Here is a 22,561-nt window from a genome sequence, read left to right as displayed (position 1 = left end):
AGGTTAGGCAAGGGTCTGTTTACCATAGCTAACCGTTCCGGCGAGCATGTGATCTGGAGGGCGCCACTGCTTCCGTGGCTATTGTTTCTTAAAAATCAACCGGAAAGCTCAAGTTTCGAAGACGCCTTTGCTCACCTTCATTCATATTATGTATGTGACTCATCACAAAGGCCATGTATATTGAAGGTAGAATCGGCGCTCTGCCGATCCTGCATCCCTGCCGGTCGCCCGCGCTGGATGATTGCGATGGCGGCCGGTGGCGTTTCCGACGTTCGACCGAAGACAGTCTGCATCATCTTGCCAATCGGGAGCCCCCAGTGTCCGAACTCTGTCCCAAGCGCCTGTCGCGGCGCCGTTTCCTTTCCTCCGTCGCCCTGACTGTTCTTGCCGGAAGCGCCGGCCCGGTGTTGGCGCGATCTTATGTGGGTGGCAATCTTCCCTGGACATCCTACGCGGCCGATCCGCCGCGACAGGTGATGCCGGGCGGCTGGAAGTTCTTCACCGAGCAGGAGGCGCGCACCATCGAGGCGATCGCGGATCGGATGATCCCGCCCGACGGTCTCAGCATTGGCGGCAAGGAGGCAGGCTGCGCTGTCTATCTCGACCGCCAGCTGGCGGGCTCCTACGGCAATTCCAGCCGCCTCTATACGCAGGGGCCGTTCCTGCCAGGCTTGCCGACCCAAGGGTATCAGGGAGCAGACAATCCAGCCCAGATCTATCGCAAGGGACTGGCGGCGATCGACACCTATTTGAAGCAGAACAAGGGTGGAAAGGCCTTCGCCGACCTTTCCCCTAACGAACAGGACGCCTTCCTCACGGATCTGGAGGCCGGCAAGATCAAGCTCGACAACGATGTCGACGGCAAGGCGCTGTTCAACGTTATTCTCGGCAGCATCATGGAGGGCTTTTTCGCCGATCCCGTCTATGGCGGCAATAAAGACATGGCGTCGTGGAAGATGATCGGTTTTCCCGGCGCGCGCTACGATTACCGTGATCACGTCAGCAAGTTCAATGAGACCTATCCGCATCCGCCGATTTCCATTGCAAGCCAGCCGTTCTGGGCGGAAAAGTAGGAGGCCAACCATGACAAAAATTCTTCCTCGTAAAGATGTCGTCATCGTCGGTCTCGGCTGGACCGGCGCCATTCTTGCCCATGAACTGACCGAGCAGGGATTGGATGTTCTCGCGATCGAACGCGGCCCCTGGCGCGATACCGCGACCGATTTCAACATCGGCTATGTGCAGGACGAACTGCGCTACGGAATTCGCCGCGATCTTTTCCTGCAGCCGCGCGTCGAGGCGATGACGATGCGCAACAATCTCTCGCAGACGGCTTTGCCGATGCGCGACTATGGCTCCTTCCTGCCCGGCAACGGCGTCGGCGGCGCAGGCGTCCACTGGAATGGCCATACCTGGCGCTTCTGGGACAGCGATTTCCGCATCAAGTCGCATTTGACCGAGCGTTACGGCGCGGCGAAGTTCGATGGTCTGCAGTTGCAGGATTGGGGCGTTACCGGCGAGGAGATGGAACCCTTCTACGACAAGTTCGAATATCTGGCCGGCATTTCCGGCAAGGCGGGGAATATCAAGGGCCGGATCCAGGAAGGCGGCAATCCCTTCGAAGATTCGCGAGCACGTGACTATCCGCTGCCGCCGATGCAGATGAGCTATGCGCCGTCACTCTTTGCCGATGCCGCCCGTAAGCTTGGTTATCATCCGTTCCCGACACCGTCGGCGAACCTCTCGAAGGCCTACATCAATCCGCTCGGCATCGCGATGGGCGAATGTACTCTTTGCGGCTTCTGTGAACGCTTTGGCTGCGCCAACTATTCCAAAGCCAGCGCGCAGACGACGATCCTGCCGGTGCTGATGAAGAAGAAGAATTTCGAGTTGCGCACGGATAGCGAGGTACTGCGCATCGATCTCGATGGCTCCGGCAAGATGGCCAAAGGCGTCACCTATGTCGACACGTCCGACGAGGAGTATTTCCAGCCGGCCGATATGGTGCTGCTATGCGCCTACGGCCTCCACAATGTGCGTCTTCTGCTGCTGTCCGGCATCGGCAAGCCTTATGATCCCAACAGCGGCGAAGGAGCCGTCGGGCGCAACTACTGTTATCAGACCAATGCCGGTATGCAGGTCTTTTTTGACGACAAGAATTTCAATCCGTTCATAGCCTCCGGCGCGCTCGGCCAGACGGTCGACGATTTCAATGGTGACGCCTTCGATCATGGCTCGGTCAATTTCGTCGGCGGCGCCGGGATCAATTGCATTCCCACCAATGGCAGGCCGATCGCGATGCGCCCGGTGCCACCCGGCACGCCGCGTTGGGGGGCGAAATGGAAGGCGGCGACCGCCCAAGCCTACAAGAGTACGATGACCTACAGTTCGCAGGGCTCGAGCTATCCGACGCAAGGCAATTATCTTGACCTCGACCCGACCTATAGCGACCGGTTTGGAAGGCCACTGCTGCGTATCACTTTCGATTTCCCCGACAATGATCTCAAAATGTCGGATTACGTTTCGGATCGGATGGAGGATATCGCCAAGGCTCTGGGTGGCCGGCAATACAACGGCGCCCGCCGCAAGAAGGGCTGGGATTCGGTGCCCTACCAGAGCACGCATAATACAGGCGGCGCGATCATGGGCACCGATCCGAAGACCAGCGTCGTCAATCGCTATCTGCAAAACTGGGATGTGTCGAACCTGTTCGTCATCGGTGCTTCCGCATTTGCCCACAATGCCGGCAAAAATCCGACGGGGACGGTCGGTGCGCTGGCTTTCATTGCCGCGGACGCGATCCGGACCAAATATCTCCGCAACCCCGGCGCTCCCCTGGTGTCAGCATGATGAAGAAACTCTCCATTCTGATCGCATTCGGCGCCCTCTCGATTTCCGTGAATGCCGCTTTGGCAGACTCTACCGATCTGGCGGACCGCGTCATCAACGGCCGCTACCAGGCGGTTCTGGGTGATTGCGCGGCCTGTCACACCAAACAGGACGGGCAGCCTTTCGCCGGCGGCGAGGCGTTACAGACGCCCTTCGGCGCTCTCGTGCCGCCGAACATCACGCCCGACAAGGAAACCGGCATCGGCAACTGGAACGAGGCCGATTTCATCCGCATGATGAAGACTGGCACGGGCCACGACGGCATCCGGCTTTATCCGGCCATGCCCTATCCGGCCTACAGCAAGATGTCGGATAGGGATCTGTCCGATATGTGGGCCTATCTCACGACGCTGCAGCCGGTGAAGAACAAGGTCGTCGCCAATCAATTGCCGTTCCCGCTCAATATCCGGCTATCGATGTGGGGGTGGAACCTCTTGAATTTCGATCCGCAACCCTTCGTGGCGGATGAGAAGCAAACGGCCGAATGGAACCGAGGCGCCTATCTGGTGCAGGGACCGGGCCATTGTGCGACATGCCATTCGCCGAAGTCGTTCCTCGGGGCTGACAAGGATTCTCAGTTCCTTCAGGGAGCTTCGCTGCAAGGGTGGTATGCGCCAAATATCACGGCAGATCCGCATATCGGTATCGGCTCCTGGAGCGAGGATGAGATCGTCACCTATCTGAAAACGGGTTCGACGGACAAGACCATTGCCTCTGGGCCGATGGCGGAGGCGATCGCGCAATCGACGTCGCTGATGAAGGAGCAGGATCTGAAGGCGATCGCTGTCTACTTGAAAAGCCTTTCGCCGGGTTCGACGGACAAGCCGACAGCCTTGAAGGCGGATGATGCGCGCATGGTGGCAGGCGCTGCAATCTACCACGATACCTGTTCCGCCTGTCACGGTCAGGAGGGGAAAGGAGCCATGCCGCTATTCCCGGCGCTAGCCGGCAATAGCCTCGTTCAGCAGCCGAGCCCGGAGACGCTCGCCCATGTCGTGCTGGCGGGAAGTCAGGCTGTTTACACTCCGTCCAAGCAGACGACGCCTGCCATGCCGTCATTCGCCTGGAGGCTCAACGACCAGCAGGTCAGCGACGTTTTGACCTATGTTCGCAACAGTTGGGGCAATGCCGCCGCTCCGGTGAATGCATCTGATGTCAGCGATATCAGGGGAAGTGCCCAGAACTAAATCAGGAGTCATCGACCATATCCGGGAGATAAGGGTTGCGGAAATGTCGATGGCGAAGCGAAATAGCATGCTGGCTGGCCGCGATCGGCAATCGACGTGTCTCCGGCGTCGCCACACTATGTGTATAGGCCGATGACGACACCGGCGCCCAGGATTGCGAGTATACATGCCGCGATCAGCGCGTAGATGCGATCACGTCTATACACAAACACCGCAAACAGCATCAGTACGCGCGCGGCTGGCAGCATGATCAAGAGCGCCACTCCCGCTTTTACGATTGCATAGCCGGCAAGGGCGCTGGTGCTCATGTCAGGTACGCGCTGTATTGCTTCGACGCCGATGCCGATGGCGATCAGAGCCGATGCTGCCCACGTGCCGAACCACAACAATGCGGCCAAGGCTCGGCCAAGACGTTCGTCCTCAGCATGCTCCGTCATTCCGGCACCTCAAACAAAGTGCACGCCGAAGGCGGCGAGCAACATTTCGATTGCGAGCAAAACCAGCACGAATACGAAGAACAGGCGCAGCCTGTCGGCCGACAGACCCATCAACAGCCGTGCACCGAGCAGGGCGCCAAGCACGGAGCCGAGCGCCACAGGTGCGGCCATGTCGATATCGATGTCTCCGCGCATGAAATAGGCTCCGGCGCTTGCCGCCGCCGTCACGCCGATCATGAAGTTTGAGGTTGCCGTCGAAACCTTGATCGGCAGGCGCAAGGCGCTATCCATGGCGGGGATCTTCAGCACGCCCGATCCGACGCCGAGCAGCGCCGAAACCAATCCAGCGCCATACATCAGCGCCAAGCCGAGCGGGACGCGGGCGACGTGATAGGCGACGTCCTTGCCGAGGGCATGATCTGGAAAGCTCGAATGAAGCCGCAACAGCGTTCCCCAGCTGCGCCTAGATGGTATGAAACTCGCAATCGCGTCGCCGCGGCGAGCGAACATCTGCTGGGCGGATACCATCAGGATCAATGCGAACAGCCCATAAAGAAAGGCAGTCGGAATGATCCCGATCAGTAGGACACCGGTGAGCGCCCCCAGCGTCGTTGCGGTTTCCAGGACGAGAGCAAGTCGCACATTGATCAGGCGAGCCTGCAGGAAGGGAGCTGCGCTCCCACAAGAGCAGGCGATGACCGACACGATGCTTGCCCCGATTGCCATATGGATGTCGATGCCGAAGAACAGGGTCAGGATTGCAACGATAAAGATACCGCTTGCCATCCCGAGCACGCCACCCAAGGCGCTGGAGCCAAACGATACGACGAACAACCAGAGGATCGTTTCGACGGACAAGGTGCCTCCCGGTCAACTGCGCGGGCGGCGCGACAGGCGCGTCGAGAAACGAATGAGATCGCCTCTGTAGTAGAGCTTCTCGTAGTCGACGGGCCGGTTACGCTCGACATAGCAAGTTCGTTCGATCAGAAAGATCGAACTGCCGGCCTCGATATTGAGGCCGGCTGCCACCCTGGCATCTGCGGTCGTAGCTTCGAGCTGGTAGCGCGCCTCGATCAGCGGCAGGCCATATTTGCGCTCGAGCAGATCGAATATCGGTTCTGCCTCAAGATCGTTGGCGACCACTTTCTCGCCGATCTCCAGAGGGAGATAGGTTTCGTCGAACGACATCGGTACGCCGTCGCCAAGGCGCACCCGCTCGATCCGCCAGACCTGCGCTCCCTGCGACAGCTCGAGATAGGTTGCCACATCCTTGGGAGCGGGGACGCGTTCTTTCGAAAGCAGACGTGCCGTCGGATGGCGTCCGAGAAGCACCATATCCTCGGCAAAACCTCGTAGCTCGGTGAGTTCCTGCGTGATTTTCGGTTCGCTGACGAAGGTGCCTTTGCCGCGCCGGATCTCGACCAGGCCGCGCGCAACGAGATTCTCTATTGCCTTTCGAACCGTGGTCCGGCTTGCGCCAAACCTCTCCACCAACTGATCTTCCGGCGGCAATTGCTGGCCGCATGCTAGTCGTCGGCCGGCGATCTCTTCAGCAAGGATAGTCTCGATCTGAGCGTAGCGAGGGATTTCTTCAAAAGATGACATAGAGACATCATGACGTCATTACGACCCTATGTCAATCTATGAGAGATATTTCCTGCGCCTCCAACTTTCGCAGTGCCAACGCCGCATGTGTCCGCTGATCTGGCAGCACGCGCTGGCGATCCCGCACAACGGCAAAGCGCCTGCCAAGTCCATCGGCGTCTAGAGCTTTGGGCGAGGATTGAAGGCATTGAGGGGCCTGCGCCGATAGATTCATCTGCAACCACTCGGCAGTTGAGCCGAGCAAATTACGTTAGACCTGAGCCATCAAATGCAGTGGCCGAACAGCCGGATAATCTCGTTTATGCTGATTGTCGCATGATGAGCCGTGCTTCCAGATGCGTCGTACGGCCGTGGCCACTGGGTTGTTCCGGCATTCCGCCTATCGTCGAAAACAGCATGTCAATGCCGGCAGCCGCGATACCGCGGTAGTCCTGGGCCATGGTCGTCAACGGCGGGCAGGTGAAGCGGCTGAGTGGATGGTCGTCATGCCCCGCTACTCTCAGGTGGCAATCGCTGTCATGTCCGACGCGCAGGCGTCGCTCGAAGGCAGCCGCGATGACACCGAAGGCGAGGCGGTCGTTAGCGCAAAGGACCGTTCGCGTCGGAAAGCCGGAGCCATCCAACATGTGTCCGGCGGCCTCATAGCCCAATTGTTCGAAATTCCAGTCCTTCGGCGGGATCGCTAACGTGACTGGCTCCAGCCCCAGTCGTTCCATCGTTGCGATGTAGGCGTTCCGTCGTTCGAGGGCGTTCTGGTTGACGGCCGGCATCTCCAGGAAACATGGATGTTCGCCTGTTCTGCAGAGATATTCGGTGATGTTGCCGATGCTCTGACGGTTGTCCGTGCCGACGAAGGGGCGGTCGCCGATACTATTGTCGAGGAAGACCGTCGGCATTGCGTCGGCGAGGTTTTCGAGCAGGCGGGCATCGGTTTCGAAGCCAAGCGGCGCCATCAGAACGCCGGCGATATTCAGCGACAGTAGCGTGCGCATGGCGCGCGCCTCGAGCTTCCGTTCGCCGTGGGAAGACAGAACGATCGTCCAATAGCCTTCCGCAAAGCAGCGCATCTCGATCTGACGCACGATCTCGGCGTAGAAGGGGTCCGAGATGTGCGGAACGATCAACCCGATATTCTTCGGGTTCTTGCGGTTGAGGCTGACGGCGAAAATGTTCGGCCGATAATCGTAATCCTTCAGCGCCTTCTCGATCCGGGCGCGGGTGGAGGGCTTCACGCTTTCGGGGTTGTCAAAATATTTCGAAACGGTCGGGCGGGAAAGCCCGCTTGCCGCCGCGAACTCTTCCATCGTCCGGATTTTGCTCTCGCTCATGGTCGCTTTCGAGGTTCGTAACGGTTCAGGCGCGTTCTGACGCGCTCATTTATCATGCGTAAAAATAATTCTTTATGCCTATCAGTGGGATGGCATGTGCCTTCCGCAACGCCGCAACTGCATCTTGCATGTATAGCCGCCAAATCGGACGTTACAAACAGATTTCCGTTTATATAAGATTTTTCCACGTGTAAATAAATTGATTGACGCGATGTCTAATCGGTGCGATAGGAGCGTCGCCCGATATGGGTGAATTGGTCCTGTGCAGGAAGAGGAAAAGCGGCTTCGGCCGCGAACCGGCAGGATGGCTTCAAGAATTTCAAAGCAGCCGGCAAGGCCGGCAATTGGAGGAAATCATGCTTCGCAAAACGCTCGGTCGTATTCTTCTTTCCGGCGCGGCCCTTGCCTTGATGGCAAGCGTTGCATCCGCAGCCGGCATCGGCGCGTCGCTCCTGACGCAGCAGCATCCGTTCTACATCTCGCTTGCCAATGCGATGAAGAAGGAAGCCGAGGCGGAAAAGGTGCCGCTGGAAGTGGCCATCGCCAACCAGGATCTGTCCAAGCAGCTCGCCGACGTCGAGGATTTCATCACCAAGGGCGTTGATGTCATCGTCATCTCGCCTGTTGACAGCAAGGGCGTGCGCGCGGCGATCAAGAAGGCTGAGAAGGCCGGTATCAAGGTCATTACCGTCGACGTTCCGGCTATCGATGCCGACGTTACCTCCTTCGTCGGCACCGACAATTTTGCCGGCGGCGAGAAGGCTGCCGAGCTGATGGCGAAGTCCATCGGCGGCAAGGGTAAGGTCGCGGTCATCGACTATCCGACGGTTCAGTCGGTCGTCGACCGCGTCGAGGGCTTCAAGAAGGGTCTGGAAAAGTACCCGGACATCAAGATCGCCGCCATCCAGACCGGCATCACGCGTCCGGAAGCACTGGCTGCTGCGCAGAACATGCTGCAGGCCAACCCCGACATCGTCGGCATCTTCGGCTTCGGTGATGACGCTGCACTTGCTGCTGCTTCCGCCGTCAAGGCGGCCAAGCTCGAGAGCCAGGTCAAGGTCATCGGCTTCGATGGCATGGAAGAGGCGCGCAACGCCGTCAAGAACGATCCGGTCATGGTTGGCGTCATCGCTCAGTATCCGGACCAGATGGGCAAGGTTGCCGTCGAAACCGCCGTCAAGGTTATCAAGGGCGAGACCGTTCCGGCCAAGCAGCCGATCGTGCCTGGTGTCGTGACCAAGGACGGCGAGACGAAGTAAATTATGTTTCGCGGCGGCCCTTGGCCGCCGCGGTCATCTTGCCCGGACGGCCATTGTTGTCTGTGGCCTGGATTGCAACCATCTTATTCGTTCATTCGCCAATGGCCGTGCTAGCTGCTACCGATGCGGGCAGCCGGGGAGGATCGTGCGTGACACAAAGCAAAGCAGCCACACGGCAGGAGCTATCGCCAGGCGCCGAGACGGTGCTGGAAATCCGCGATGTCGCCAAATCCTTCGGCGCCGTGCAGGCGCTGAAGCGCATGAACCTTAAGGTTCGTCGCGGTCGCGTGCATACGCTGCTGGGCGAAAACGGTGCTGGCAAGTCAACGCTGATGAAGATCCTCGCGGGCGTCTACAAGCCGACCTCAGGCGAGATCCTGCTGTCAGGCAAGGCCTACCAGCCGCAGAACCCGCGTGACGCCCGTGCTCACGGCATTTCGATTGTCTTTCAGGAGCTCAGCCTCTGCCGAAACCTCTCGGTCGCACAGAATATCTTTGCCAGCCACGAGCCGAGCCGCTTTGGTTTCGTCCGCGATCGCGCGCTCGTCGCCAAGGCCGAAGCGCTGATCGAAGATCTCGGCCTGCCGGTCAATGTCCATGCCAAGGTCGGCGATCTCTCGATCGCTCAGCGCCAGCTTGTCGAAATCGCCAAGGGCCTCAGCCTGCCTGCGGACGTGGTGATTCTCGACGAACCGACATCGTCGCTGTCCGATAGCGAGGCGGAAATCCTGTTCTCGATCATCGAGCGGCTGAAGGCGCGCGGCAAGGCGATCATCTATATCTCGCACCGCATGGAAGAAATCATGCGGCTTTCCGACGATATTACTGTCATTCGTGACGGCGAATATGTCACCACGACGGAGAAGAGCGAGACCAGCATCGACAAGCTGATCGCACTGATGGTCGGTCGTGAAATGAAAGATATCTACCCGCCGCGCGTCGCGCTACGTCCGGCGGCGGGCATCGCGCCCGTGCTGGCGACGAAAAGCCTCACGGTGCCAGGCAAATTCCACGATGTCTCCATCGATGTGAAGCCAGGCGAAGTCGTCGGTCTTTTCGGCCTGATCGGTTCAGGCCGGTCCGACATCATGAAGGCGCTCTTTGGCATGGAACGCCCGGAAGGACAGATCCTCCTTGACGGCAAGCCGTTGACGCTTTCCTCGCCCTCTGACGCGATCCGCAACGGTATCGCCTTCGTAACGGAAAACCGCAAGGAAGAGGGTCTTGTGCTCGCGCACAGCGTCGAGCGCAACGTCAACATGGTGGCGCTGAAGCAGCTCGCCGGCCCCTTCGGTTTGATGCGTGGCAGCGCCGAGCGTGCCGCCGCCAAGACAGAAGTCCTGCGCCTCGCGATCAAGGCCGCCTCGATCGACACGACTGCCGGCTCGCTCAGCGGCGGCAATCAGCAGAAGATCGTGCTTGCCAAATGGCTGCAGATCAGGCCGCGCGTGCTGATCCTCGACGAACCGACGCGCGGCGTCGACGTCGGCGCAAAATTCGAAATCTACCGCATCATCCGCGAGCTTGCCGCCGAAGGTGCGGCGATCCTGATGGTCTCCTCGGAATTGCCCGAGGTACTCGGCCTCAGCGATCGTGTCGTCGTGATGCACAACAGGAGCCTGGCAGCCGTGCTCGATGCCCAAGGCCTGACACCCGAAACCGTTATGACCTATGCAGCGGGGATGCACGCATGAGCAATGTCCAGACTACGCAGGGGAGGGGTGCGGACACCCAGGTCCGCCAGTCGTTCTTCCGTTCGCCGGTGGTGCGCCAGTATGGCGGCATCATCATTTCGCTTGCCGTGCTTTGCATTGTCTTTTCGGTGCTGAACCCGCGCTTCCTCGCGATCAACAACTTCATGAACATCATGCAGCAGGTGGCGGTCGTTGCCGTTGCCGCTTACGGCATGACCTATGTCATCCTGCTTGGCGAGATCGATCTTTCGATCGGCTCGATCATCGCGGTTGCCGGCATGGTGGCGGCACAGGCTTTCGCCATGGGCTTCGGCTTTTTGCCGACCGTTCTTCTGACATTGGTGGCTGGCGCCATCATGGGAGGCTTGAACGGGGCGCTGTCTGCAAAGCTGATGCTGCCGTCCTTCATCGTGACTGTCGCGAGCATGGGTATCTATCGCGGTGTCGTCAGCCTGCCGACCAATGGCGCCCCGGCCATGATCGACAACGATGCCTGGCTCGCCATCGGTTCGGAGAACTTCCTTGGGCTTCCGATCATCATCTGGATCATGGCCGTGCTCTTCGCAATCAACCACATCGTCCTGTCGAAGTCGATTTTCGGCCGGCAGGTCTATCTTTCCGGCGGCAACCGCGAGGCCGCCGTCTATTCCGGTATTCGCGTCGATCGCATCAAGATCATCGTTTTCATGATTTCCGGCGTGATGGCGGCTATCAGCGGCATCCTGCTTTCTTCGCGCCTGTCCTCCGCACAGACCAACTCCGGCATGGGTTACGAGCTTGACGCCATTGCGGCTGTCGTGCTTGGCGGCACCTCGCTTGCCGGCGGCGTCGGCACGATGGTCGGCACCATTCTCGGCGCATTGATCATCGGCGTCATCAACAACGGTATGAACATGCTGTCGGTGCCGTATTTCTACCAGCTCATCGTCAAGGGTCTGGTCATTCTCATCGCCGTCTGGCTGGACGTGCGTAGCAAGGCGGTGCGGACATGAGCATGAAGAAGATCATCACCATCGGCGAAATCGTCGTCGAGATCATGGCGGTCGAAACGGGCAACGGCTTCCTGTCCGCCATCCCGCTGATCGGACCTTTTGCCTCGGGTGCGCCGGCAATCTTCATTGACCAGGCGGCCAAGCTCGGTCAGCCCTGCGGTATCGTCAGTGCGGTCGGCAACGATGATTTCGGCGTGCTCAACGTCGAACGCCTGCGCTATGACGGCGCGGATGTTTCCGCCATCGCAGTGCATCCGACTGCCGCAACCGGCAGCGCCTTCGTACGTTACCGGCAGGACGGCAATCGCGATTTCATCTTCAACATCAAGCACAGCGCCTGCTCCGCCATTGGCTTGACTCCACAGGCCGAGGCGCTGGTCGAGACGGCCGACCACCTGCATATCATGGGCTCCGCGCTCTTCTCGGACGGCATCGTCGAGGCCATTCACGAGGCGACCCGGCGCATCAAGGCGAAGGGCGGCACGGTCTCCTTCGATCCCAATATCCGCAAGGAAATGCTGGAGCTGCCGGGCATGCGCGAGGCGCTTGGCCATGCACTTGAGAATACCGACCTCTTCATGCCGAGCGGTGCGGAGATCTTCCTGTTTACCCAGGCAACGGAGGAAAGGGCCGCCGTTGCGGAATTGCTTGCTCGAGGCATCAAGGCCGTCGTCATCAAGCGCGGCGCCGAGGGCGCCAGCTATTTCGATGCCTCCGGCGAGACCATGGCCCCGGCCTTTAGGGTTGAAGAGGTCGACCCGACCGGCGCTGGCGACAGTTTCGGTGCGGCCTTCGTCACCTGCTGGCTGCGCGGCATGCCCGCAGACGAGGCCCTCGTCATCGCCAATGCCACCGGCGCACGCGCCGTCGGGGTCAAGGGGCCGATGGAAGGCACGTCCAGCATGGCCGAGATCGAAGCCTTTCTCGCCGCCCGCAATCTTTCCGGAGTATCGTCATGAGCAGCACCAAGACCCTCAGCGCACTTCCTGCCCGCTATGCGGCGGGCGAACGGCGCGGCATTGCTTCCATTTGCTCGGCCCATCCGTTGGTTGTCGAAGCCGCTTTCCTCGAGGGACTTGCAGTCGATACGGACGTGCTGATCGAAGCCACCTGCAACCAGGTCAACCAGGAGGGTGGCTATACCGGCATGACGCCTGCCGATTTCCGCCGCTTCGTGGAGGAGATCGCCGCTCGCGTCGATTTTGACACGCGCCGGCTGATCCTCGGTGGCGACCATCTGGGTCCCAACCCATGGAAACACCTGCCGGCAGAAGAGGCGATGCAGCGCTCCGAAGTGATGATGGACGCCTTCGTGCGCGCCGGCTTCACGAAGATCCATCTTGACACCTCGATGGGCTGCGCCGGCGAACCGGTGGCTTTGTCGGATGCAGTGACCGCCGAACGCGCCGCGCGTCTTGCGCTGGTCGCGGAAAAGGCGGCAGCGGAATCGGGCTTTGATTTGCCTGTCTATATCGTCGGCACGGAAGTGCCGATCCCCGGCGGCGCCATGGAAGCACTCGACCATCTGGAATTGACCAGCCCGGAGGCAGCGCTGGAAACTGTTGAGGTGCATCGCCGCGCCTTTGCCGCTGTCGGTCTCGAAAGTGCCTTCGCCCGTGCCATCGGCGTCGTGGTGCAGCCGGGCGTCGAGTTCGGCAATGAGAATGTCGTGGTCTACGACCGTGCTGCCGCCCGCGATCTCAGCAATGTTCTCGGCCGCATGCCGCAGTTCGTCTTCGAAGCGCACTCGACCGACTATCAGCCGGCTTCAGCCCTGCGCGGGCTCGTCGAGGACGGCTTTGCCATTCTCAAGGTTGGTCCGGGTCTGACCTTCGCACTGCGCGAAGCGCTCTACGGTCTCGATCAGATCGCTGCTGTCCTTGATAACGGGCCGGAAACCTTGCGGCAGGGTATGGAAGCGCTTTTGCTCGCAGAGCCTAAGAACTGGCAGAAATACTATCATGGCAACGAGGCGGAGCTGCGCATTCAGCGGCATTTCTCCTACAGCGACCGCATTCGCTACTACTGGCCGCATCCCGCCGCTGCAGCACTTGTCGAGGGCTTGTTCCAAAGGCTCGGCGACCGGGAATTGCCGGAGACGCTAGTCAGCCAGTATCTCGGCGCACTCTACCCGGCCGTCGCCGCCGGCATGGTGGAGGCAAAGGCGCGTCCGCTGGCGTTGGAGGCCATCCGCAGCGTCATCCGTACTTATAATCGGGCGGCGGCTTAGCGCATCCGCCTCCCCGAAAGACCCGTGGACGCTCGGTGCGGCGCGTCATCGGCGAAGTGCTCGCCGCAGGGAATTCAATCAATCCGCAGACCATCGCGGGCTGCCATGAGGTTCGACTCGCCATCGCCATGGGTGGCTGTCGTTACCGGCAAAGGCGCTGGACAAGCGATGCCGAGATGGGGCGAAGGCGAGCTTGCCGCCTTCGCCGATACTTACAGGCGCTTTTTGCGCCAGGGCGCATTCTTCTGCCAATCGCCGGCCATGATGCTCCCAAACGGGATCACCTCGTCGACCACTTCGGCAAGACCGTAATGCTCAATCTGCGCCCGCACGTTGGCGGCGCTCTTGTAGGCGCTCGGCAATTCCGACACGTCGGCAAAACCGGAGAAGAAGCGTACGTCGAGACCGCTTGTCTCCTTCTCCAGGATTGCTGCGATGTTGTTCGGGCTAAGCCCACGTGAGTCCGCCCCATACTCCGCGGCCAGCTGCCGTATATGCGCGCTGCGCGAAATATTACGGCCGGCACCATGCGGCGAGAAGCCGAGACCATGAGCAGCATTCGTTCCACGAACGATCAGCACGGGTTCCGCCATGTTGAGCGGAATGATTGTGAGATCGGTCGCGTCGTCGGCCCATTTGTCGAAGGCGGGTGTCGCACCCTTTCCGTGGTAAAACAACCCATCCGACTTCCGGAAAACGAAATTGTGTTCGTTCCAGAACCGGTCTGTGACCTTGGCCGAAAGCTTTTCCGCCGCCATGTCGTGAAGGACATAGTGGTTTTCCTTCGTCCACCGGCGGATTGTCTGCAGGGCCGACCAGTAGAGGTCGCCTTCCTCGGTGTCCGCCGGAATCCAGGCGTTCTCACGATGGGTCTCTGGCGAGATCTGCTCGCGGAAACGATTGGCGACCTTCATGCCCTTGTCATAGAGCCGCGCACCGGGAGCTCGCGATCCATGATGGGTGACGAGCGCCGTTTCGCCGGTCGACTTCATGGTTCCGACATAGGCGAAATGATTGCCGTCGCCCTGGGTCGCGAAGTGTTCGATGCCGACACTCAGCGCTCCGTCGCGCAGATAGGGGTTCTGCTCGAAAGCCGATAGCGTCGCCTCGGAAGGCTTGATCTGCGCGCCGCGTGGGCGGCCGCCCGGACCAAAATGCGTCACGGAGTGTACGGCATCCAGCAGCGCTTTCGGATCGACGCCCGGAAAGATCGAGATTGCCATCGAGCAGCAGATATCGGCCGAATGCATGCCGGGATGGATCGCTTCGGAAGCGACCACGCCGCCAACCGGGATCGTGCCGATCGGGCCTGCCGGGCAGGCGTCCGGCATGATCGCCGCGGAACGGACGACCGGCGTGCGCACCAGCGCCCGCATCGTCGCGTTGACCTTCTCGACATTGTCCTGCTCGAAGGCGTTTTCGGCGCGGATATTCGAATAGATCTCGATGTCGTTGTCGGCCCTCAAGGCGAGCGTTGGTCCGGGCTGGAAGGCCTTTGCCGCTTCCAGCGCATCCGCCATCGAGCCACCCTTGCTCAGAATCGCATTGGCCGCATCAAGAGCCGGGCGAAACCACTTTCCCTGGCTCATGCCGGCGTCGATCAAATCCTGTCCGCTCATTACCGTTGTCATTGTCTTTTCTGCGTCTGCAGTCCTTCTGGTTCAATTGCGTTTCTTTGTCCCGTCAAGCGGGGATATGCATGCGATCGATGCAGCGGCGACGAGGGTGGACGAAACCGGATGGCCCCGCTCGTGCCAGAGAGCGTATGCCCAGGAGGAGTCGAACCTGCCAGACCATCCAACTTTGGTGGCTGTAGTTCCGCCTGGCATTCGCCGCTGCATTTGGCCATGGCGACCAGTCTTGAGGAAACAACCTGCTGGTCCTCCCTTTTGGGAATCGCGCAGCAGGGCGGGGTTTGAACCCGCACCCCGAAGGGCAACCAATGTAGTTTCCTCGGCATTCGCCATGTCATTTCGTCCGTGACGACGAGGTGTGGTGAAACGTCCTGCTCTACCGCTGAGCTACGAGCCCATGAAATTGGAGGACCCGACGGGATTCGAACCCGCGACCTGGAGATTAACGATCTGTAGTTTCATCCGGCATTCGTCACGGCCTTCGCGCCATTCGCGGCGCGAAGCTATTGCTTTGTCGAGCTTGTCAGAGCTCGATCTGCTCGATGGCGTTGACCCAGCCGTCCGCTCCCTGGCCGTTGGCCGCGAAGGCTGCGATAACGTCATAGACGGCATCGGAAAAGCCGCCGATGTTGAGTACGTCGGCGCGGGTCGGCGCCTGTGTCGTCGCATGGGGCTGGATGTCGAGGCAGACCAGCTTCGCAGCCGGGTTGTGTCGCTTGATCCTTGCCCATTCCGTCATCACCGCGGTCGGCTGACCGTTCCCACGCGCATCCACCCAGGATTCATTGTCCGAGATGAACACGACGAGATCGACCTTGGCCTTCTCGTTTGCCAGTTTGCGCAGCGGTGCGGAGCAGTTGGTTCCGCCGCCGCCGATCTTCGCCAGCTTGTCGGCATTGGTCATGACCGAATCTCGCTTGTTAAGGCTGACATGCACTACGTCATTTTCGAACGGCAGCACCCTTGCGTTCGGGTTGCGCTGCAGGAACGCCGCGGTCATCAGGCCGGCGACGTCGATGCAGCGGACCGAGGACGTCGCGCCCTTCCGGTAACCGGTCACGGGCGAACCCATGGAGCCGGAAACATCGGGGCAGAGCACGACATTGCCCGTCAGCGACGGAACGTTGGAGATGGCGATATCCATCGCATCCTGCAGCGCATCCCGTACGACCTCGGGAACCTGGCCGTCGACCATCTTCCACGCCATCATGAGCTGATAGGGGAAGACCTTCGCCTTGCGGACTTCATCCGGATCGGCAAGCCGCGCCGCCAACGCCTCGGCAAAACCCTTGACCTCGAACACGCCGTTGCGCGCAAAGGTATTGAGGTTCTGCCGCACCATCTGCCAGCCCCCCTTGCGGGCGATCTCGACCCAATGCCTCCGCGTCAGCGGCAACGAGGTCAACATCTGGAACGGAACGTCCGGAACCGGACGTGCCTGGCCCTTGCGAAAGGCTTCCAACGCCCTGACAAGCTCCGGCAGCGCCGCATAGTCGTACGGCTTGCCGATTGCCCAGGCATAGAGCGCCTTGCGTTCCTCCGTCGCCGGCTTTGGATGCACCATGCGGATGACATCTGCGAGCGAAGGGTCGTTGCCGACCATTGCGCGCAGGATCTGTTCCGTGCTGGCCCGCTCAAGCCATGCCTGCACCGCCTTCTTCGGCCGCGTGCCCAGCGACTTGCGGCCCGTAGCGCCGGAGCGCATGACCTGCACGAAGCCGCGCAGCATCTTGCCGCTTTTCACTACCCGCGGGAATGCACGGGCAAAGGCATCGCTCTGAAGGCTGGAGAGCATTGCAAGCAACGTCACAGGCATATCCTTCATATGACCCTTCTCAGCTGCGTAGATAGCCACCTTGGCGAGGAATTCCGGCTCCACTTCAAGAGCAAGCGCTTTCACCATGTCCAGCTGCTCTGCTCCGTCCGCATAGAAGGTGCTGTTGAACGTACCCGTGACGGCATATTGCGCCAGCGCTTCGTGGGGCGTCAGCCGATAGGCGGGGGCGGCTGCGTGATTGTTCGTGTCCGTGCCCGGAAGCAGCTTTCCGAGGTAGGATTTGAAGATTGCCTTGTTGGCCATGATGGCACCTCTTGTTTCGTTCGTGCCAGATACCTTTCAAGCCGCGTGCCAGTTTGGGGAGCTGAGTGGAATGGGGGCGGATTATTTCAATATCCTATTGTTTTTTCGCGTTAAAAATTTTCTCGCCGAGACGAGATGTCTCCGGTTGCGAAATTTGAGATCCTGAAGGTATTATCTAAAAATATAGAGATTTATAATTTTGGATAAACCGTGAAGCGACGCGTAGCCATCAGCATATTGGGAACGACCCTCGATGCGGGGAAATGGGACAATCGCTGGAGCCGTTGGCGCCCTACCGTCGCGCTTTGCCAGCAATCCGGGCTCTTCGTCGATCGGCTGGAACTGATCCACGACAATCACGCACAGGCTCTCAGCGATCGGATCATCGGCGATATAGGAACGGTTTCGCCGGCGACCGAGGTGCGCAGCAATGTCATCAACTTTCGCGACCCCTGGGATTTCTCGGAAGTCTATACGAGCCTTAGAGACTTTGCGCGCCGCTACAGCTTTGACCCCGACGTCGAAGATTACCTCGTCAATATCACGACCGGCACCCACGTAGCACAGATCTGTTGGTTCCTGCTGACGGAGGCGCGCATCATTCCGGGCCGACTGTTGCAACTCTCGCCGCCGCGCGACAGGGAGGGCGAACAAGACTTCGCCGGCACTCACCGCATTATCGATCTGGATCTTTCGCGCTATGACGAGATCGCCAAGCGCTTTGCCTCCGAACGGGAAGACGCGGCTTCCTTCTTGAAATCAGGCATATCGACCCGTAACGGGGCTTTCAACCGGATGATCGACGAGATCGAAAGAGTGGTGATCAGATCGACTGCACCGGTCCTCCTGACGGGGCCAACAGGTGCCGGCAAGTCGCAGCTTGCCCGCCGGATCTACGAGTTGAAGAAGACCCAACGGAAGGTCAGCGGACCTTTCGTCGAAGTCAACTGTGCGACATTGCGTGGCGACCAGGCCATGTCCACGCTGTTCGGTCATGTGAAGGGGGCGTTTACCGGCGCGGCTGGTGAGCGTGCAGGCCTTCTCAAATCCGCCGACAAGGGCGTGCTGTTCCTCGACGAAATTGGCGAACTCGGCCTCGATGAGCAGGCCATGTGTCTGCGCGCGATCGAGGAAAAGAGATTCTTACCCGTCGGCGCCGACCGGGAGGTGTCAGCGCAATTCCAGCTGCTTGCAGGCACCAACCGCGATCTCGGCGAGGATGTCCGCAACGGACGGTTCCGCGAAGACCTCTACGCCCGGCTCAATCTCTGGACCTTCCAGCTACCGGCCTTACGTGAACGCAGGGAAGACATAGAACCCAACCTCGACTTCGAACTCAGACGCTACTTGGAGCGGGAAGGCGAGAACGTTACCTTCAACAAGGAAGCGCGTGAACGGTATCTTTCCTTCGCAACCGGTTCACAAGCCGTCTGGAGCGCCAATTTCCGTGATTTGTCGGCCTCGGTGACGCGCATGGCGACACTCGCGCCGCATGGGCGCATTACGAGCGATGTCGTTGACGACGAAATTGAGCGGCTAAATGCGCTTTGGCGTCGCTCGAATGATGACGCTGGACCGGATCTGATCCTTGAAGACGTGCTGGGTGCAGAGGCTGCCGATCGCCTCGATCGCTTTGACGCGGCACAGCTTGCAGCCGTCCTTCACATCTGCCGCGAACATGCGACGGCGAGTTCTGCCGGCAGAGCTCTGTTCGCAATCTCGCGATTGGAAAAGAAAAGCAGCAATGACGCAGATCGCCTGACGAAATATCTTGCGCGCTTCGGCGTCAGATTTGAGGACCTGAAACAACCGTGACGATTGCGGGTTCGGCGGAGCTTCTTCCCAGAGTGCCGAAGGACGGGGTTCATAGGTCAGTCTGGTCCAAAAGTGGTGGTCTCGAAAGTTTGGAAGATCTATGGGCGTTTGAAACACCGGGCCGGCGGTTCAAATCCTTATCAAGAGCAAACCAAAAACCGGGGTAGTCCCTGTCTCTTCGAGCGCTGTCGCCAGCTAGGCGAGATAGTATAAAGCCGCCGGAATGCTGGTGCGGACGATGGCTGTTCAGCCGTGATGAAATCATATGCGAATTGCCCGTGTCGATTTAGGACTCAGCGCTCGGCAATCGGCCGAGTGTGCCAGAGAAGATAAGGTTGGGCCTCAGCATCCACCTTACCGAGAAGCTGATCCCGAACATCTGCGTGATAGCCATCGAGGAAATCGACTTCCGTCGCCGTCAGGCTGTCGACATTGGCCATGCGGAGATCGATGGGTGCCAGTGTCAGGCTATCGAAACGGCAAAAGCCCGGCCGGTCGGCTGTGACTTCCACCTGGTTCTCGATTCGGATGCCGAAGACGTCCGCTTTGTAATAGCCGGGCTCGACGGTCATGATCGTGCCGGGTTCCAAATTGTGCAGGTTGGGCTTCTTCGCAAAACGATGCGGATACTCATGGATCAGCAGATTATGGCCGACGCCGTGTCCGGTTCCGTGATCGTAGTCGAGCCCCATGTCCCATAGGGGACGGCGCGCCAGCGCATCGAGCTGATGTCCCTGCGTTCCAAGCGGGAAGCGCGCTGTCACCAGCGAGATGAAACCCTTCAGAACCGCGGTGTAGGTTTGCCGCATTTCATCGGTTGCCGTGCCGAAGAGAACGGTGCGCGTCACATCCGTCGTCCCGTTGGCATATTGGCCGCCTGAATCGATCAGGTAGAAGCTGTTGTCTTCAATGGCGGCATTCGTGTCGGGTTGAGCGTGATAGTGGCACATGGCCGCATTGCCGCCTGTGGCCGAAATCGTGCGGAAGCTCGGTTCGAAATAGCCGGCCTGCCTGGCGCGAAAGGCAATCAGTTGCTCCTCGGCATCCAGCTCGGTCAAGGGCAGATTTGCAGCCTGCCGGCGATGCCATTCGTTGTCGAGCCAGGCAAGGAAATTGGTGAGCGCAATTCCGTCCTCGAGATGGCAGGCGCGAAATCCTTCCAGCTCCGTGGTATTTTTGGTGGCCTTCGCGCTCGCAAGAAGGCTCGTCTGCTCGATCGTCCGGCCGCCTGCCGTCTTGATATGGGCGCGGACGGCTTGCGGTGCGAAGTTGGGGTCGATCAACGTCGTCTTCCCGGCTGACACCTTTCCAACGGCGCCAAGAAAGTCCTCCGGATCAGCGATCGTGACATCGGACAATTCGAACTCGGCCCGATCGTTGCCGAGCTTGCGGTGATCCACGAACCATTCGGCGCGGTTGTCTGCGCCTAGCAGCAGGAACGAGTGCGGCACCGGGTCCATGGCGACATCGGAACCGCGCACGTTCAAGAGCCAGGCAATATTGTCGGGCGAGGTTTCTATGAGCTGGTCTGCCCCCAAAGCCTTGAGCTTGGTCGTAATCCGCTGGCGCTTGCTGGCGGACGTCTCTCCGGAAACCGAAAGCGGCATTGGCCTGATGAGGCCGACCGGGCGAGGCGGACGGTCAGTCCATATTGCGTCGAAAGGATCGGCATCGAGCGTTATCAGTTCGACATCAGCCGCCTTGCATCCGGCATACAGCTTTTCATAGAGGGCGCCGCTGATGAGCAGGGTGTGAATGCCGATCCGCCAGCCCGGCTTTCCGTGACGCCTTAACCAGAGGTCAAGCGGGTCGTTGTGGAGATGGTGCACGGCAAAGGCGGATAGATCCACTTCGTTGCGCACCTGCACCTGATAGCGCCCGTCGACGAAGATCAGCGCCTGCTCCGGCTGCACGAGCGCCATGCCGGCGGAACCGGTGAAGCCGCTGATATATTCCAGGCAATTGTCATGCGCGGCGGTCACTTCGCTTTGGTGTGCATCCGTTCGCGGCACGATCAAGCCATCCAGCTTTGCCCCCGCAATCCAGGCGCGCACATTGGCCAGCTTGCCCGAATCTTCAGTCTTGCTCATTGTCGTCCCCACGATCATTCGGCCGCAAGCGGCCCGCCCTTTTGCGCGACCAGCGCGACCAGCCGTTCGAACACCGATGCCGACTGGCGAATGCCGTCATGCTCGAATTCATTGGTGATCCAGAAGTCCAGATTGCCGACGGCGCGCGCGGTTTGGAGCGAAAGGCCGGCATCGACATACATGTCGTCGTGGTAGATCGCCGCTGCGACCGGGACCTCGTTTGTAGCGAGGCGATCGCGATCGTAAAGCACGCTGTGACGAGGCCGTCCGGCAAGAGCCTCCGCCGCGGCCCTGAACGGCCGAAGGGACGCGATCTCTTCGAACATCCACGGATAGATCATCTCGCCGGTAAACAGCAGAGGGCGAGCAGCGGGATTGAATTCAGCGAAATTGGGCCGTAGCCGTTCGGCGGACCAGGCCGTCGCGCCGTCGCCCTCGCCATAGATCGCCTCGTGGATAGCCGCAAACAGCGGGTTGCTGTGATAGGAGGTCAGGTCCATCACCGAAGCCAGAAAGTGGTCGGAAAGCCTTCCTTCCTTCCGGTCCGCAAAGGCTTCATCCATCAGCCAGTGAATGTTCTCAAAGCCGTGTGCCATGCCAAAATCGAGACCGATGGTCTGCAGGCGGCGCACGCTCAGCCGGTCGCCATCCGGCAGCCGCACGTCATTGCCTTCGATGAAATCAGCCACTTTGCTCACCAGCGCGATATCGCCGGGATAGCGCTTGTAGTAGGCAGCGTTCTTGGCACGGACACGCGGATAGGTGTGGCGATAGACTTCGTCGGCGTCAGGTTCAAGGCTTGGGATGCCGCCGGCGATGTAGCTGGCCGACAGAGCTTCCGGCGCCTGGCTCAGATAGGTGAAGGTGAGGAAACCGCCATAGCTCTGGCCGAGCGTCTGCCAGCGCCGGCCGCCGAGAACGGTCTTTCGGAAATGCTCCAGGTCCTTGATGATGGAATCTGCGCGGAAACAGGCGAGATAATCCCCGCCCGCCTCTCCATCGAGCTCACCGATCATCGCGGTGTCGACCGGCGTCGAGCGTCCGGTGCCGCGTTGATCCGGCAGGATGACACGATGCGTCTTCAGCGCCTGGGCGAGCCATGACGGCCCGCCGCGCGTTGGGCGGGGCGACTTGCCGCCGGGACCGCCCTGAAGGAAGCAAAGAACCGGCAGGGCTTCGTTCTTGCGCACCGGATCGACCACCTCCCGCGCGAAGAACTCGATGGCTTTGCTCGATGGGTCGGACCAGTCGAGCGGCACGGAGAGGACGTGATCGCGGATATGCATTCCGGGGATGGTGTATTCGGAAATGATCATGATTT

17 protein-coding genes are annotated in these 22,561 nt (G+C 60.0%); 9 read left to right on the top strand and 8 right to left on the bottom strand.

Features of this window, described 5'->3' with window-relative positions:
* Positions 1 to 317 precede the first annotated feature (317 nt).
* The 3 genes from BJ928_RS34790 to BJ928_RS34780 are packed head-to-tail and all read left to right on the top strand — an operon-like array spanning position 318 to position 4,076.
* The gene (locus tag BJ928_RS34790; RefSeq protein WP_047636314.1) at positions 318 to 1,073 is read left to right on the top strand and encodes a gluconate 2-dehydrogenase subunit 3 family protein; all 756 of its coding nucleotides are present in this window, start codon (positions 318 to 320) and stop codon (positions 1,071 to 1,073) included.
* A gap of 10 nt (positions 1,074 to 1,083) precedes the next feature.
* Positions 1,084 to 2,850, top strand: a complete 1,767-nt coding sequence (locus BJ928_RS34785) for a GMC family oxidoreductase (protein WP_047636271.1) — start codon at positions 1,084 to 1,086, stop codon at positions 2,848 to 2,850.
* Positions 2,847 to 4,076 carry a c-type cytochrome gene (locus tag BJ928_RS34780; RefSeq protein WP_245432727.1) on the top strand — a complete coding sequence of 410 codons (1,230 nt, stop codon included), beginning with the start codon at positions 2,847 to 2,849 and terminating at the stop codon, positions 4,074 to 4,076. Before BJ928_RS34785 ends, BJ928_RS34780 begins: the two co-directional genes overlap by 4 nt.
* A 116-nt stretch (positions 4,077 to 4,192) precedes the next feature.
* Here BJ928_RS34780 and BJ928_RS34775 read toward each other — a convergent pair whose 3' ends face one another.
* From BJ928_RS34775 to BJ928_RS34760, 4 genes are all read right to left on the bottom strand, one after another.
* Positions 4,193 to 4,513 carry a DUF1634 domain-containing protein gene (locus tag BJ928_RS34775; RefSeq protein ID WP_047636273.1) on the bottom strand — a complete coding sequence of 107 codons (321 nt, stop codon included), beginning with the start codon at positions 4,511 to 4,513 and terminating at the stop codon, positions 4,193 to 4,195.
* 9 nt (positions 4,514 to 4,522) lie between these two features.
* The gene (locus BJ928_RS34770) at positions 4,523 to 5,371 is read right to left on the bottom strand and encodes a sulfite exporter TauE/SafE family protein (protein ID WP_047636275.1); all 849 of its coding nucleotides are present in this window, start codon (positions 5,369 to 5,371) and stop codon (positions 4,523 to 4,525) included.
* A 12-nt stretch (positions 5,372 to 5,383) separates the two neighbouring features.
* Positions 5,384 to 6,118 (bottom strand): GntR family transcriptional regulator, encoded by a 735-nt coding sequence (locus BJ928_RS34765; protein WP_047636276.1) that lies wholly within the window; start codon positions 6,116 to 6,118, stop codon positions 5,384 to 5,386.
* Positions 6,119 to 6,417: 299 nt separating this feature from the next.
* Positions 6,418 to 7,446, bottom strand: coding sequence for a LacI family DNA-binding transcriptional regulator (locus BJ928_RS34760; protein ID WP_047636278.1), 1,029 nt, complete (start codon positions 7,444 to 7,446; stop codon positions 6,418 to 6,420).
* A 356-nt stretch (positions 7,447 to 7,802) separates the two neighbouring features.
* On the opposite strand from BJ928_RS34760, the gene BJ928_RS34755 reads away from it, so the two are divergent.
* From BJ928_RS34755 to BJ928_RS34735, 5 genes are all read left to right on the top strand, one after another.
* Positions 7,803 to 8,705 carry a substrate-binding domain-containing protein gene (locus BJ928_RS34755; RefSeq protein ID WP_047636316.1) on the top strand — a complete coding sequence of 301 codons (903 nt, stop codon included), beginning with the start codon at positions 7,803 to 7,805 and terminating at the stop codon, positions 8,703 to 8,705.
* A gap of 149 nt (positions 8,706 to 8,854) precedes the next feature.
* On the top strand, positions 8,855 to 10,399 hold the full coding sequence (locus BJ928_RS34750) for a sugar ABC transporter ATP-binding protein (protein WP_047636280.1): 1,545 nt from the start codon (positions 8,855 to 8,857) through the stop codon (positions 10,397 to 10,399).
* A complete protein-coding gene (locus BJ928_RS34745; protein ID WP_047636282.1) occupies positions 10,396 to 11,391 on the top strand; it encodes an ABC transporter permease in 996 nt (331 codons plus the stop codon). Before BJ928_RS34750 ends, BJ928_RS34745 begins: the two co-directional genes overlap by 4 nt.
* Before the next feature lie 2 nt (positions 11,392 to 11,393).
* The gene (locus BJ928_RS34740) at positions 11,394 to 12,350 is read left to right on the top strand and encodes a sugar kinase (protein ID WP_047636317.1); all 957 of its coding nucleotides are present in this window, start codon (positions 11,394 to 11,396) and stop codon (positions 12,348 to 12,350) included.
* The gene (locus BJ928_RS34735; protein WP_047636283.1) at positions 12,347 to 13,621 is read left to right on the top strand and encodes a D-tagatose-bisphosphate aldolase, class II, non-catalytic subunit; all 1,275 of its coding nucleotides are present in this window, start codon (positions 12,347 to 12,349) and stop codon (positions 13,619 to 13,621) included. Before BJ928_RS34740 ends, BJ928_RS34735 begins: the two co-directional genes overlap by 4 nt.
* A gap of 212 nt (positions 13,622 to 13,833) precedes the next feature.
* Here BJ928_RS34735 and BJ928_RS34730 read toward each other — a convergent pair whose 3' ends face one another.
* Both BJ928_RS34730 and BJ928_RS34725 read right to left on the bottom strand, forming a co-directional pair.
* Positions 13,834 to 15,240, bottom strand: a complete 1,407-nt coding sequence (locus BJ928_RS34730) for an RtcB family protein (RefSeq protein ID WP_047636284.1) — start codon at positions 15,238 to 15,240, stop codon at positions 13,834 to 13,836.
* A 538-nt stretch (positions 15,241 to 15,778) separates the two neighbouring features.
* Complete coding sequence (locus BJ928_RS34725) at positions 15,779 to 17,335, bottom strand: RNA-binding protein (RefSeq protein WP_047636286.1); 1,557 nt, start codon at positions 17,333 to 17,335, stop codon at positions 15,779 to 15,781.
* 210 nt (positions 17,336 to 17,545) lie between these two features.
* On the opposite strand from BJ928_RS34725, the gene rtcR reads away from it, so the two are divergent.
* On the top strand, positions 17,546 to 19,150 hold the full coding sequence (gene rtcR, locus BJ928_RS34720; RefSeq protein WP_047636288.1) for an RNA repair transcriptional activator RtcR: 1,605 nt from the start codon (positions 17,546 to 17,548) through the stop codon (positions 19,148 to 19,150).
* A 293-nt stretch (positions 19,151 to 19,443) separates the two neighbouring features.
* Here the strand turns inward: rtcR and BJ928_RS34715 are convergent, their stop codons facing one another.
* On the bottom strand, positions 19,444 to 21,240 hold the full coding sequence (locus BJ928_RS34715; RefSeq protein WP_052227991.1) for an aminopeptidase P family protein: 1,797 nt from the start codon (positions 21,238 to 21,240) through the stop codon (positions 19,444 to 19,446).
* Between the two features lie 14 nt (positions 21,241 to 21,254).
* Complete coding sequence (locus tag BJ928_RS34710) at positions 21,255 to 22,556, bottom strand: alpha/beta fold hydrolase (protein ID WP_047636290.1); 1,302 nt, start codon at positions 22,554 to 22,556, stop codon at positions 21,255 to 21,257.
* Positions 22,557 to 22,561: the final 5 nt, after the last annotated feature.

This window comes from Rhizobium sp. WW_1, from assembly GCF_003610155.1.
In the GTDB taxonomy this organism is placed as follows: domain Bacteria; phylum Pseudomonadota; class Alphaproteobacteria; order Rhizobiales; family Rhizobiaceae; genus Rhizobium; species Rhizobium tropici_A.
Note: the sequence above shows the minus strand (reverse complement) of the source record. Positions and strands in the feature narration are given on the sequence as shown.